Source organism: Ruegeria sp. BHSC276 (assembly GCF_059612945.1).
This window is the reverse complement of the sequence record NZ_JBXWRP010000004.1, coordinates 94,838-108,752: the sequence shown is the minus strand read 5'-3', so window position 1 is coordinate 108,752 and position 13,915 is coordinate 94,838. Positions and strand designations below refer to the sequence as shown.

Genomic DNA, 13,915 nt, shown 5'->3' with positions numbered 1-13,915 from the left:
GCCGTTCGGTCTGTCTATGGGCGTCGGAAAACCAGAACCGCGCCGTCTCCCAGGGTGCCGGGGAATTCCTTGACCAGCTCCAGGCCGGTTTCGGCATCGTGGCCCAGTTGCGGAATGGCGCGGAACATCCGGTTCGGGAACAGAACGACCAACGTCACCGGACCGGGTTGGGACATCGCCGCATCATAATTCGCAGCAGTGTCGATGGTGCCCCAGTCGGCCTGGAAGTGACTTTGAAAGATCGGGCCGCCCGGATTGATGGCATAGACGCGCTCGGTGGGGCTGCGCTGGCTTTCGACCAATGCAAAAGCGCCAGCCAGATCCTGTTTCGGCGCGGCATAGTTCTTCTGGACCAGAAAAACCGACAGGGCGACCATGATCAGGGCGCCCAGGTTGAACAAGGGCCGAGCAAGGCCGGCGCGTCCAACGATGCGTGAAATGAGTCCGGCGGCCCACTGGCACCCGACCACGACGAGCACGATGATGAGGCCGATATCGACGAAGAAGAACCGAGGCCAGATCCGCATGTCCAGCGCCGAAAGCAACAGCAGGGTAACGGCGACATGGGCTGCGACAACCGGAAAGAACAGAGGTTGCCGGGTGTGTGACCCGATCGCTCCGAAGATGATGGCCACAAGCCCGCTGACGGCGATCAGCAGGGTCAATCCACCGGTATTGCCCAAGGCCGTCCGCAGACCTTCGGCCACCGTCCAGAGCGGGTTCTGGTATTCCTGCATCGGGTCGACGGCTGACGACGCCGAGACCTCGCCCATGGCTTCCAATAGGCTCGGGAAAATCGGCAGATAGGCCAAGGTGGTCAGCGCAAGCGCGATCGCGACCCCGACCAGAGGACGCAGGACCCATGCACGGGTTAGCGCATCCCGGCCGATACCGGTGGCCAAAGACAGCAGCCATACCAACCCGAGCGCCACGAAAAAGAACGCCCCGGTCAGATGCGTGAACACGGCGGCTGCGGCGGTCAGGCCAAAGGCGATCCATGTGCCGTATGTCGGGCGGCGCACCCCGCGCAGGAACAGGATGAGGCCCAGAACGCTCCAGAACGCAAGCTCGGTGTATCCGCGGGCGTTCTGTGAAAACCAGACCTGGTGATAGGACAGCGCCACAAGCAGGGCCGACACATGCGCAACGCGGGTATTTGCCACCTCGCGGGCCAGCCACCCGATCGCAGCCACGGTGCCAACCCCGAATACCAGGGCGGGAAACCGATAGGCCCACGGGGTCTCCCCTAACAGCTGTGCCGACAGCTTGGCCTTCATGCTGAAGAAATAGTGATGGTTCATCGAATACTCGCGCATCATGTCGCCCCAGGGCTGGCGGACATGCGTATCGACGGTCCAGATTTCATCGTACCACAGCGGCCCGTTCAACCCTGCGGTTCTGAGAACGGTGGCCAACAAAAGAATGAACAGAAGGATGCCCAGATCGCTGCGGCCGATTTCCGGTGAGCGCTGTTTCAAAGGCGGTCCTCCACTTGGAAGAGTGATAGTTTGCGGGCCCGCAGCTGCGTCGCAGTCTCAAAACCGAGATCGGCAACCGGATCATCGGCTACGGCATCAACCATCGCAGGATCTTTCCTTGAGTTGAGCCAGAAACCGGTCACCGGATTCGCGGTCCATGATCCGGCTCCAACCCAAATGGTAAATCAGTTCGTTTTCGGCGCGGTTCACATGCTCGACAGCCAACTTGCCGTCAGGGGTGAAGATCATGCTGCGGCCAGACTCGGATTCATCGACATACAGATGACCATCTGGCAGCAGTGTGAATAGGCCGGCGGCCTCGTTCTTGAAGTCCTGTGCATCCAGAACCGCCTGGAAGGGCCGATATGCGGTTTCGGTTTCGAGGTCGAAATAGACGATCTGGCTGGTTCCGTTCACGACCAGCTCGCGCCCGTCTCCGATATCCAGCGAGTTGTTGTTGTAGACCGCAAATGTCTTCTCGTCGATGACGTCAACGTCATGTTGGGCCGCCCACGGGCCTTGATACCACCAGATGATCCGGTCTTCGGACGGGCGAAAAAGCATGATGGTCGAAATGTTGCGCAAGCTCAGCAGGACGTCGCCGCGTTTCCAGTATGGGCCATCTTCGAATATGGGTTCCACATCGTTCAGGTGGATGGGATCCGGGTCGAATTGCTTGGCCAGGATCATGTAGCCCAGCCCCTGTTCCAGCATGACCTTGGTCAGCGAACGATCATACAGAACCTCTCCATCTGCCGAAAACTGGGTGATGCCTGGATCGAGGTAGTATTTGTTCAGCCCCTCGATGCGCGGAGGCTCGACATAGGCCGAGGACCAGATCGTGCCGTCGAGGCCCGGTTCCGTCGTGTGATGATAGACGCCGTTTTCCAGTGTCCAAACCGGTTCGCCGCACGGGGTCATGCGCACCATGGGGCTGAACATGCTTTTCACCAGAATGTCGCCGTTCTCGAGCGCAAGGGGATGGACGACCTGAAAGCGTTCATTGCGCCAATCGTCATAGTTGATCAGTCGCGAGTCGCGGCTCGCATTGCGAAAAGTATTCTCGAAGTCGAAATCGATGCGATGCACGACCGCACCGGCCTTCAGATCCACCAGTTCCAAAACGTGATGTCCGACATCGCCGTCGTGACGGCTGAAGAACAGGTAAGCGTCCAGCCCGCTGTCCAGTCGTTCATCGAAAAAGGTCCACCCGCTTTTGTCGGGAAACCGACCCGAATTGTTTGTGGCCATGCCCGCCAGGTCGCCTCCGGCCGCCATACGAACCGCCTTGGCGGCTTCGGCTGGAAGGGCCGCGATTTTCAGTGAGACACGGCTGATGGCGCCAAGTCGGTTGTTGCCATAGACGGCATCGCGGACGATGACCCCGAATGCGAATGTCACTAGCAAAAGAAAGACGACGATCAGGGCAACGACCCACATCTCGATCTTCTTGAAAAGAAACTTATCCAACCCGTTACCTCTTCAATCACTGACACAAGCGAACAAACCAATGGATGTCGCGCCAAACGGCGCCCCGTTTCGCTTGGCATTCATGGTAGGAATGTCGCGACACGGTGCAAAGAACAATAATTTCGTCGCTATGGCTTTTCCTTGGCCACGATGGGTGCTTTGGTGCATCAACCCTTACTATTCCATGGCTCCGGCCGACATCCCACCGATGCCGCCGCGCTCACTGGGATATTGTTTCTGTATTCCGCACATTTGGTATGCTTTTCGTGAATTGTTTGGGCGCGACGCGAGTGTTCCAAAGCCATCGGCACAATGACAGACAGCGGTTTGGCAGCATTGCTTGCGCACCTTCAGCACGAAACGCGCCGGATTCCGGAACTTTCCCACGACATCTGTTTCGTGACAGGCAGGGCCCATATTGGTATGAACGCGCTGTGTTGAATGGGTTTTGAGTACATGCAGATTGAAGAAACCGCCTTGCCCGGTGTCCTGATCCTGACGCCCCGGCGGTTTGGCGATGCGCGGGGTTTCTTTTCCGAGACCTGGAACCGCCGGGTTCTGACCGGGTATGGGATCGATCTGGAATTCGTTCAGGACAATCACTCGGTTTCCGCCGCGGCCGGTACGTTGCGAGGGCTGCACTTTCAGTCGCCGCCGCATGCGCAGGACAAGCTGGTGCGCTGCGGACGTGGCGCGCTGTTCGATGTCGCCGTGGACATCCGCAAGGGGTCGCCGACCTATGGCCGGTGGACGGGGGTTGAATTGACGGCCCAGAACGCAAAGCAATTGCTGGTTCCCAAAGGGTTTCTGCACGGTTTCGTGACGCGCGAACCCGACACCGAAATCTGCTATAAATGCACCGACTATTATGCGCCCGCATGTGACGGAGCCGTGCATTGGAACAGTTGCGGCATTGACTGGGGCCTGACCACCGAACCGATCGTGTCGGACAAGGACAGGGATGCGCCGGCCTTTTCCCGGTTCGACAGCCCGTTCGTCTGGGAGGGAGCGCCATGAAGCTGTTGGTAACCGGTGGCGCGGGGTTCATCGGATCGGCTGTGGTGCGCCGCGCCATTCGAGACGGACACAAGGTCGTCAATTTGGACGCGTTGACCTATGCGGCCTGCCTGGACAACTTGGCCGAGGTCGCCCAGGACCCGCGCTATAGCTTCGTGAGGGCCGATATTCGCGACCGGGGTGCGCTGGATGCGGCCCTGGACGCACACCGCCCTGATGCGATCATGCACCTGGCCGCCGAAAGCCATGTCGACCGGTCGATCGACGGGCCGGGGGCTTTCATCGACACCAATATCACCGGCACCTACACCTTGCTCGAGGCCGCCCTGGCATATTGGGACGGGCAAGGTCGGCCCGAAGGGTTCCGGTTCCACCATATCTCGACCGACGAGGTCTATGGCTCGCTTGGTCCCGCGGGTCGGTTCACCGAACAGACGCCCTATGATCCGCGTTCGCCCTATTCGGCCAGCAAGGCGGCCAGCGATCACTTGGTGCGCGCCTGGCACGAAACCTACGGCCTGCCCGTGGTGCTGACGAATTGCTCGAACAACTACGGGCCGTTTCACTTCCCCGAAAAGCTGATCCCGGTGGTGATCCTCAATGCGCTGGCGGGCAGGCCCTTGCCCATCTATGGCGACGGGTCGAATGTCAGGGACTGGCTTTTTGTGGAAGACCACGCCGAAGCCCTGCTGCTGGTCGTGGAAAAAGGCCGGGTCGGGCGCAGCTACAACATCGGTGGCGACAGCGAATGCACCAATCTCGAGCTGGTGCGGATGTTATGCGGCATATTGGACCGGCTGCGCCCGGCGTCGCGCCCTTATGCCGAGCTGATGACCTTCGTCGCCGACCGGCCGGGACATGACGCACGCTATGCCATCGATGCGACCCGAATCCGCACCGAGTTGGGCTGGCAACCGTCGGTGACGCTGGCTGAGGGGCTGGAGCGTACCGTCCGCTGGTATCTGGAAAACGAAGCCTGGTGGACGGCGCTGCAAGACCGCAACGGCGTCGGGCAGCGGTTGGGGGTGCGCGCATGACCGTGCTGGTCTTTGGCAGAACCGGGCAGGTGGCGCGTGAACTAGCCCGTCACACCGGCGTGACCTGCCTCGATCGCATGACGGCCGATCTGGAACACCCCGACCAATGCGCCGCGGCGATCCGCGCGGCCGCACCTCGGGCCGTCATCAACGCCGCGGCCTACACCGCAGTCGATCGGGCCGAGGAAGACGAGGCACGCGCCACGGTGATCAACGCCAGCGCACCCGCCGCCATGGCGCGGGAATGTGCGGAGTTGGGTATCCCCTTCGTTTCGATCTCGACGGACTATGTGTTTGACGGATCGGGCATGTCGCCGCGCAAGCCCAGCGATCCGACCGGCCCGTTGGGGGCCTATGGCCGGTCAAAGCTGGCGGGTGAACGGGGCATCGCGCGGGCAGGGGGGGCGTACGGCATTCTGCGCACCTCCTGGGTGGTCTCGGCCCATAGCGACAACTTCGTAAAGACGATGCTGCGCCTGGGGGCCGACCGAAGCCGGCTGAATATCGTTTCCGACCAGATCGGCGGGCCGACCCCCGCCCGTGACATCGCGCGCGCCTGTCTCGAGATGGCGCGGCAGCTGGCCGACGATCCGGGCAAGGCCGGCATCTATCACTTTGCGGGCGCGCCCGATATCAGCTGGGCCGGGTTCGCACGGGCGATTTTCCACACCGCGGGTCTAACCTGTGACGTCGTTGACATCCCCACGTCCGAATATCCGACACCGGCGCGGCGGCCGTTGAATTCCCGGCTGGATTGTTCCTCACTCGAGGCGTGTTTTTCCATTCCCCGCCCCGATTGGCGGGCGGGTCTGAAAGATATTCTGAACGATTTGGAAATGGTATGACGAGCGGGCGAAAAGGCATCATTCTTGCGGGCGGATCGGGCACGCGGCTTTATCCGATCACGATGGCCGTGTCCAAGCAGCTGTTGCCGCTGTATGACAAACCCATGATCTATTACCCGCTGACGGTTCTGATGTTGGCGGGTATCCGCGATATCTGCGTCATCACCACCCCGCAGGACCAGGGCCAATTCATACGCACCTTGGGCGACGGCAGCCAGTGGGGCGTATCCCTGACCTATGTCGTGCAGCCGAGCCCCGACGGTCTGGCGCAGGCGTTCATTCTGGCCGAAGATTTCCTGGACGGCGCACCCTCGGCCCTGGTTCTGGGAGACAACATCTTTTTCGGACATGGTCTGCCCAGACTGCTGGCGGCCGCGGACCGTCAGGCCGAGGGCGGGACGGTTTTTGGGTACCACGTGGCCGATCCGTCGCGATACGGCGTGGTTGCCTTCGACTCGGACGGGCAGGCGCGCGAAATCATCGAAAAACCCGCCGACCCGCCTTCGAACTATGCGGTGACCGGGCTGTATTTCCTGGATGGTACCGCCCCCGAACGGGCGCGTCGGGTCCGGCCCTCGGCACGCGGAGAGTTCGAGATCACCGACCTTTTGCAGATGTATCTGGCCGAGGGGCGGCTGCGGGTCGAGACGATGGGGCGGGGCTATGCCTGGCTGGACACGGGCACCCATGCCAGCCTGCTGGATGCGGGCAATTTCGTCCGCACGCTGGAAGAACGCCAAGGCCTGCAGACCGGCTGCCCCGAAGAGATCGCTTGGCAACTGGGGTGGATCAACGAAGAACAGCTGCGCCGGCGCGCCGAGATGTTCGCCAAGAATGACTATGGGGCCTATCTGGACAGGTTGTTGAAATGAAAATGTTTTTGGTGCGGTCTCTGGGTTGGCTGGTGCGCGGGTTCCACCTGCGGTGGACGCGGCAATATCCGTTCCGTTTGTTGTATTGTTGAAAAGGTTGAGTGTTGGCCGATGAAATCTGGTGAATTTGAGTACCTGTTGATCTGCAACACCTCTGACGGGTTGGTGGCGCAGCTCAACGGGGTGGTCGTGCAATTGCAGTTCGCCCGCCGGATGGGCCTGAAGCCGATCATCCATCTGCACGAACGCAGTTATATGTTCGGGGGCCCCAACCCCTATTTCGATGCCGAGACCGGCCCCAACGTGTGGGATTACTACTACGAACCCGTTGGCGCGTCGGGCTCTGACCTGCAGGCGCTGGTGCGCTCCGGCAAGGTCTGCACCCTGTCAACGGCCTCCGAACTCATGCGGCTGTACCGATGGGAGCCCAGAAGCTGGTTCATGAACCCCTATGGCTATTTCCGCAGCGTGGAAAACCGTGCCGACGGTACATATCCGGCCGCCTGGTGGCACGAGGAACGCCAGAAGATGCGAACCTTGCTGGACGACGGGACCGTGCGGTTCCGGTCGTCGTTGCTGAGCCAGGCCGAGCGCTTTGCCCGCGCCAAGTTCCCGGAACATACGCTTGGGCTGCAGTTGCGCGGCTCGGACAAGTTCGATTTCGGAGTCGGACCGAATCTGTCGCGCAAGGTCGTGCCCGAGGAGTATTTTCCGGTGATCGATCGCTACCTTGCGGACCATCCCGATTGCGGGGGTATCTTCGTCGCCACGGATCAGCGGCAGTGGCTGAAGGTTCTCGAGGAAGCCTATCCGGGCAAGATCATCTCGTATTCCGAGAAATCCCTGAGCGACTCCGATGCCAACCGGTTCCATGACGCCGAAGAGAAGGCCGCGCGTGGCGCCGAGGTGCTGATGGATCTGCTGCTGTTGTCCCGCTGCGACTACATCGTCAAATGCCACGCGGCTGTGGGCGAAATGGCGGTGACCCTCAACCCCGACGTCGACTTCGTCGACCTGAACTATGCCCACCAGCCGATGGTGGCCGGGCCCAAGCCCCTGCGCGCGGTGGCCGTGCCCTGCATCCGGGCGCTGAGCACGCTTTGGCGGGTGTTGTCCGAAAACGGAATGGCGCTCGAGCGGGTGGTCTCCGTTCGGGACGAGGTCGTCATGGTGGGCCGGACGCCGCGGCCGCTGAACACCAAGCGCGAAGAAGGCCAAAAGGCCCCGCGGCCGCCGGTGTTTTCGCGGCGCTTCGTCTCGGACGGGTTCGACTGGGCGCTGCGGACACTTGCGGCGCAGTGCTATGCCTATGCCGAGCGCCCGTCCTCGCGCTAGGGGGTGTGGCGCCTAGCTGTTTCCCAGCACCAGGTCGCTGGCTTTTTCGCCGATCATAATGGCCGGGGCGTTGGTGTTTCCGCTGACGATTTCCGGCATGATCGAACAATCGGCCACCCGCAGACCGCCGATTCCGTGCACCCGCAGCCGGGCGTCCACCACCGATTGCGGCGTCGACCCCATCGCACAGGTTCCGGTCGGGTGATAGATCGAGACGGAATTCGACCGGGCCCAGTCCAGCGTGCCCTCGTAGTCGTCCAGCGGTAGGTCCGACCTGGGTCTGAACTCCTCGGAAATCTTCGAAGCCAGCGGATTGTGCCGTGCTATCCTGCGCGCGATCTTGATGCCGTCGACGATGGTTCGGCAATCGGTTTCAGTTGACAGATAGTTCGGAACGATCTTGACGTATGATGTCGGGTCCGGCCCGTCGAGCCGCAGCTCTCCGCGGCTTTCGGGGCGCAGTTGGCACACCGACATCGTGAAAGCCGAGAACGGATGCACGCCCTCGCCCGGGCTGTCGGCCGACCAGGGCTGGACATGGAACTGGATGTCGGGGGTTTCGATCTCGGGGCGGGTCTTCAGGAAACCGGTGGCCAGGCTGGCCGCCATGGTCATGGGGCCGGTGCGGAACAAGGCGTATTTCATGGCGATCCGGGCCTGGTTGAACAGGCTGCGCACCTCGTCGTTCAACGTGGGTTCGTTGCATTTGAACACCAGCCGTGCCTGCAGGTGATCCTGCAGACCCTTGCCGACGCCGGGCAGGGCGTGGATCGGTTCGATCCCATTGTCCTTCAGGTGTTCGGGGTCACCGATGCCGGACAGCATCAGGATTTGGGGCGAGTTGATCGCGCCGCCCGACAGGATGACCTCGCGCCGGACCCGCAACTTTTGTTCGGCGCCGGTCCGATCGCGATAAGTCAGACCCACGGCCTGTTTGCCCTCCAGCAGGATCCGCGTCACCAGGGCGTGGGTGATGATGTTCAGGTTCGGCCGCTTGCGGATCGGCTTCAGATAGGCCACGGCCGCGCTGCACCGCCGCCCGTTGCGGGTGGTCAGCTGGAAATAGCCGACGCCCTCTTGCGTGGCGCCGTTGTAGTCGGGGTTGAACGGATAGCCCGCCGCCTGCGCCGAGGCGACCCAGGCATCGCAGATCGGGCGTTGGATGCGCATGTTGGACACCGACAGCGGGCCGCCCGTTCCGTGATAGTCGTCAGCACCCCGTTCCTGATCCTCGCTGCGTTTGAACAGGGGCAGAACGTCCTCCCAGCCCCAGCCCGCGTTACCCATCTGGCGCCAGCGGTCATAATCCTGTTTCTGCCCGCGCACATATAGCAGCCCGTTCAGCGAAGACGAACCACCCAGGACCTTGCCGCGCGGCCAGTCGATCGAACGGCCGTTCAGGCCCGGATCGGGTTCGGTGCGGTAACACCAGTCGACCGACGGGTTGTGCATCGTCTTGAAATAGCCGACAGGGATGTGAATCCACGGGTTGGTGTCCGGACCGCCGGCCTCGAGCAACGCGACGCGCGTACCGGGATCGGCGCTGAGGCGATTGGCGATGACACAGCCCGAAGATCCAGCCCCGACAATCGCGTAATCAACCTCCATCATCGCCTCCTTTTGCTGCCGATGAAAAAAACTCTATGCAAAACGCATCAACTAAACTAGCATTTTTTGATACATAACGTCTCAAAAATTGCGATAGGGAGGATGGCAATGGAGATCGGACGGAAACTGAGTGGAATTTCCCGGAGGGATTTTTTCCGCGTCGCTGGACGCTACGGGATGAGCTCGACCCTTTTGGCCGCAGGCGGATTCGGAGGGGCGATGAGCTTGGCCAACCTAGCCCAAGCGGCTGAATCTACATATGAGAAGAGGTTCTCGAAAGAACCCAAGCACACGCTGAAATTTGGTGCGGCGGGGTTCAACACGCGCAACCTGCTGATCGAGCGCGCCGGAGCGATCGAATTCGCGCGCGATCTGGAAGAGCGCACGGATGGCGAGATTCGCATCGAGTTCATCGGCGACAACCAGATCTGCGGGCAGCTGAGCTGTGTCGAGAAGACCCAGCAGGGAATCGTCGACATCTATGCGGCCTCGACCCAGAATTCGGCCGGCGGAGCGCCTTATCTGAACGTTCTGGATTATGCCTACATGTTCCCCAGCCGGGCTGCGCAATATCATTTCTTCTATAGCCCGGCCAGCCAGCGCATCCTGCGCGACCCGCTTGAAAAACGCCACGGGCTGAAATTCCTGTTCACCCATTGCGAACTGCGCGGCCTGCAGATGGGATCGACCTTCGCCGACAAGCCGACGGTTACCAAGCTCGAGGAGCTGTTCGGCACCAAAAACCGCGTGACCGGCACCCAGCTAGGCCGGATTGCCATGCAGCTTCTGAACCTAAATCCGGTGCCCGTCGCATGGGAGGAAACGCTGGATGCACTGAAAACCGGCCTGATCGACGGGGCCGAGACCTGGGCTTCGGCTGTGGCCTATGCCAACATGGCGCCGGTCGTGTCGCAGTCGGTCAACCTGCAGTTCTTCTGCGGCACCGAACACACCTCGATGTCGGCCAAGGTGTTCGACAGTCTGGGCGGTGAGTTGCAGGACGCGGTCATGGAGTCGGCCTATTTCACGCAGGCCCTGATCCAGGGGGCGAACGAAGCCGCGCTGGTCAATACCGTGGGCTTCTCGGACCCGCAACTGCCCAACACGATTTTTGCCGAGAACGGCGTGCGCCCGGCCTTCCTGCCGGACGATCAGCTGAAGCTGGCCGAGGAAATGTGTGCTCCGAACTACAATCCTGAACCCTGGGCCGAATGGCGCGAGCGGCTGAACAAATGGGCCGGCGGCATCGACACCTATCAAGAGATCTACGATATCGCGCGCGAGATCCCGGCCGACACGCTGCCGGAAAATGTCGAACCGCGCCGTTGGTGGAAGGGCGAAGCCTGACCAGGGCTGACAGGACCGGCCTGCATCGGCGGGCCGGTTTTATCGGGGACCGATTGGGAGGACGGGGTTCATGTCGTTTTGGGCAGATGTCGGCGCGATTTTCGGTGCCTTGCTCAGCAGGGATTCATTCGAGATTCAATCAGCCTTGCGATCAGACGCCGCCTGGGCCGTGGGCGCGGTGGTGGCGGCGTTGGGGGGGCTGTTGGTCATGTTCGTCTATCGCAAGGTTCCATTCATCGAACGCCATTTCGAGCGGTCGGTCATGGTGTATTCCTATCTTGCGATCGCACTGATCATTTTCTGGGGCGTGATCGACCGTTTCGTGTTTAACGATCAGGAGCCTTGGTCGACCACCATTCCGCCGCTGCTGTTCATGGTGATGGCGTGGTTCGGCGCCTCGTACAACGTGCGGCTGCGCACCCATCTGAGCTTCAGCGAATTCCGGTCGGCCATGCCGCGCGGCGGGCAGTTGGCCTGCCTGATCTTGGATGCTGTTCTGTGGTACGGGTTTGCCGTGATCGTCATCGTGACGACCTCGCGTCTGGTGGCGTTGTCGGCGTCGAATTTCCAGATCGTGCTGGGCACCGACAACGTGATGCAGTGGTGGTTTCTGCTGACTGCGCCGCTGTCCTTCTTCCTGATGGTCGGCAGGGTGTTCCAAAACCTTGCCGACGATCTGCACAACTGGAAAACCGGGCAGCCGCTGATCCAGCAAGCCGTGATCGGAGCAGACTGATGACCGATGGAACCTGGGTTACACTGATTTCGCTTGGGGTGACGTTCCTGTTCATGCTGGGCGTGCCCGTGCTGCTGGTCATAGGCTATTGGGTGGTCGGCTGTTCCTTCGTGCTGGGGCTGACGCTCGACAACATGGGGGCCGAGCTGCTCAACGTGTTCAACAAGGGCTTTGCGCTGCTGGCGATGCCGCTGTTCATCCTGACGGGTGACCTGATCAACAAATCCGGCATCGCCCGAAGGCTGAGCGATTTCGCCTATGCCTGTCTGGGATGGATACGCGGCGGTCTGGCCATGGCCTCGTTGGGGGCCTGTGGTCTGTTTGCCGCCATATCGGGGTCGAACTCGGCCACCACCGCGACGATCGGGTCCATGCTGCACCCCGAGATGGTCAAGGGCGGCTATGACGAGCGGTTCAGCGCCGCCACCGCCGCGGCCGGCGGCACGGTCGGCATCATCATCCCGCCGTCGATCATCTTCATCGTCTATGGGTTTCTGATGAACCTGCCGATTTCCGAGCTGTTCGTGGCTGGCATCCTGCCCGGCGCGCTGATGGTGATCGGGATGCAGTTTGCCTGCTGGGTCATCTGCCGCATGAACGGTTGGGGCCATCTGATTCCGCTGCAGATGAACCGCATCCTGAAAACCGCCTTTGGCGCCTGGCTGGGGTTCTTTGCCATAGGGCTGGTTCTGTGGGGGATCTACACGGGCAAGTTCTCTCCGACCGAGGCCGCGGGGGTTACCGTCGGGTTCTGCGTGATCGCCGGTCTGGTCAGCCACCCGATCAACCGGATCATGGGCGCGCGTGGCGACATTTCCCCCACCGAAAAAAGCTTTGCCGAGATGATCGTGGTCGAAGGCTTCACCATCCCCGAGATCCCCTCGATCGTGATCCGGTCGGCGCAGATCACCGGCATCCTGGCCCCCCTGATCGCGATTTCCGTCGTGATGCAGCAGATCCTGTCTCTGCTGGGGGCTCAGCAGACGATCGGAGATTTCGTGACCTCGATGGGCGGCTATCACGCGGTGCTGTTCACCTCGATGGTGATCGTGTTCTTTTCGGGGATGGTCCTCGAAAGCCTGCCGGTGACAATCATTCTGGCTCCGATCCTGGCCCCGATCGCAGCGTCGGTGGGTGTGGACCCGATCCATTTCTCTGTCATTTTCCTCGTCGGCGCGTCGATCGGCTTCATCACGCCGCCCTATGGACTGAACCTCTATGTGGCCTCGGGCGTGACCGGGGTGCCGTATTTCCGCCTTCTGCGCTATACGGTGCCTTATCTGGTGGCCTTGCTTTCGGTCTGGTTCCTAGTGGCGATGGTTCCCGATTTGGCCTTGATCCTGCTGCCGAACAACTGAACAGTGGCCGGATGACAGACCCCGAGGCAACCGAACGCGACACGCAGATTCCCCCCAACCTGCGCCTGCTGGTCATTCTGGAGGAGGTGGCCCGGCGCGGAGTGGCGGTGCGGCCGGCCGACCTGATCGAGACGCTCGGCCTAGCCAAGCCAACCGTTCACCGGCTGCTGCAGACGGCCGAGGCCGAGGGGTTTCTGCAGCGCGACCTCGATGGCCGTTCATACGGTCCGGGGCCAAGGCTGCGGCGCCTTGCGGTCAATACCATCTCGGCCGAACATCTGCGCACCGCGCGGCTTGCGATCCTGCGGGGGGTGGCGGACGAAATCGGAGAAACCTGCAACCTGGCCATCCCCGACCGCGAGGGGATGATCTATCTGGATAGGGTCGAGACCAAGTGGCCCCTGCGCATTCAGTTGCCGATCGGGACGCAAGTGCCGTTTCATTGCACTGCCAGCGGCAAGATGTATCTGTCCACCCTGCGGCAGAAGCCGCTGAATGGGGTCCTGTCCGGACGCCCGCTGCAGCCCCGGACCCAGCGGACCATGACCGACCCGAATTCCTTGCGGGCCGAGATGGAGAAAATCCGCAGCCAAGGGTATTCGACCGACGATGAAGAATTCATGACCGGAATGGCGGCGGTTGCCGTACCGGTCCCGGACAGGCGCCAGCGCCTGGTGGCCACCCTGTCGGTTCACGCCCCGACCCAGCGCCACGATCTTTCCGGCCTGCTGGGGTTTCTGGACGTGCTGCGCGACGGGTCCGAGCGGCTGTCGGCCTTGCTGAATGACTGATATCACCCTCTGCGGGCCAAG

Annotated in this window: 12 protein-coding genes; 9 read left to right on the top strand and 3 right to left on the bottom strand. The window is 61.6% G+C overall.

Annotation, left to right across the window (positions count from 1 at the left end; genetic code table 11):
- Positions 1–14: 14 nt before the first annotated feature.
- On the bottom strand, positions 15–1,478 hold the full coding sequence (locus AC2FMD_RS07675) for a glycosyltransferase family 39 protein (RefSeq protein WP_496741740.1): 1,464 nt from the start codon (positions 1,476–1,478) through the stop codon (positions 15–17).
- Positions 1,479–1,574: 96 nt separating this feature from the next.
- Positions 1,575–2,948 (bottom strand): arylsulfotransferase family protein, encoded by a 1,374-nt coding sequence (locus tag AC2FMD_RS07670; RefSeq protein ID WP_496711904.1) that lies wholly within the window; start codon positions 2,946–2,948, stop codon positions 1,575–1,577.
- A 456-nt stretch (positions 2,949–3,404) separates the two neighbouring features.
- On the opposite strand from AC2FMD_RS07670, the gene rfbC reads away from it, so the two are divergent.
- The 5 genes from rfbC (at position 3,405) to AC2FMD_RS07645 (ending at position 8,054) form a co-directional block, all read left to right on the top strand.
- Positions 3,405–3,965 carry a dTDP-4-dehydrorhamnose 3,5-epimerase gene (rfbC, locus tag AC2FMD_RS07665; RefSeq protein WP_496684165.1) on the top strand — a complete coding sequence of 187 codons (561 nt, stop codon included), beginning with the start codon at positions 3,405–3,407 and terminating at the stop codon, positions 3,963–3,965.
- Positions 3,962–5,002, top strand: a complete 1,041-nt coding sequence (rfbB, locus tag AC2FMD_RS07660; protein WP_496685714.1) for a dTDP-glucose 4,6-dehydratase — start codon at positions 3,962–3,964, stop codon at positions 5,000–5,002. Before rfbC ends, rfbB begins: the two co-directional genes overlap by 4 nt.
- On the top strand, positions 4,999–5,847 hold the full coding sequence (gene rfbD, locus AC2FMD_RS07655) for a dTDP-4-dehydrorhamnose reductase (RefSeq protein ID WP_496794873.1): 849 nt from the start codon (positions 4,999–5,001) through the stop codon (positions 5,845–5,847). Before rfbB ends, rfbD begins: the two co-directional genes overlap by 4 nt.
- Entirely contained in the window at positions 5,844–6,719 is an 876-nt protein-coding gene (rfbA, locus tag AC2FMD_RS07650; RefSeq protein WP_496711906.1) for a glucose-1-phosphate thymidylyltransferase RfbA, read from the top strand. The genes rfbD and rfbA overlap by 4 nt, the downstream gene beginning before the upstream one ends.
- 111 nt (positions 6,720–6,830) lie before the next feature.
- On the top strand, positions 6,831–8,054 hold the full coding sequence (locus tag AC2FMD_RS07645; protein ID WP_496741745.1) for an O-fucosyltransferase family protein: 1,224 nt from the start codon (positions 6,831–6,833) through the stop codon (positions 8,052–8,054).
- 12 nt (positions 8,055–8,066) lie between these two features.
- Here the strand turns inward: AC2FMD_RS07645 and AC2FMD_RS07640 are convergent, their stop codons facing one another.
- On the bottom strand, positions 8,067–9,662 hold the full coding sequence (locus AC2FMD_RS07640) for a GMC family oxidoreductase (RefSeq protein ID WP_496741747.1): 1,596 nt from the start codon (positions 9,660–9,662) through the stop codon (positions 8,067–8,069).
- A 108-nt stretch (positions 9,663–9,770) separates the two neighbouring features.
- Between AC2FMD_RS07640 and AC2FMD_RS07635 the strand changes: the two genes are divergently transcribed.
- The 4 genes from AC2FMD_RS07635 to AC2FMD_RS07620 all read left to right on the top strand — a co-directional run bounded on the left by AC2FMD_RS07635 (position 9,771) and on the right by AC2FMD_RS07620 (position 13,894).
- A complete protein-coding gene (locus AC2FMD_RS07635) occupies positions 9,771–11,009 on the top strand; it encodes a TRAP transporter substrate-binding protein DctP (RefSeq protein WP_490361249.1) in 1,239 nt (412 codons plus the stop codon).
- A 70-nt stretch (positions 11,010–11,079) separates the two neighbouring features.
- Positions 11,080–11,745 carry a TRAP transporter small permease gene (locus tag AC2FMD_RS07630; protein WP_496794872.1) on the top strand — a complete coding sequence of 222 codons (666 nt, stop codon included), beginning with the start codon at positions 11,080–11,082 and terminating at the stop codon, positions 11,743–11,745.
- Entirely contained in the window at positions 11,745–13,103 is a 1,359-nt protein-coding gene (locus AC2FMD_RS07625; protein WP_496684027.1) for a TRAP transporter large permease, read from the top strand. Before AC2FMD_RS07630 ends, AC2FMD_RS07625 begins: the two co-directional genes overlap by 1 nt.
- A gap of 11 nt (positions 13,104–13,114) precedes the next feature.
- Positions 13,115–13,894: an IclR family transcriptional regulator gene (locus AC2FMD_RS07620; protein ID WP_496794871.1), complete on the top strand. Its 780-nt coding sequence runs from the start codon at positions 13,115–13,117 to the stop codon at positions 13,892–13,894.
- The last annotated feature ends 21 nt before the right edge of the window (positions 13,895–13,915 follow it).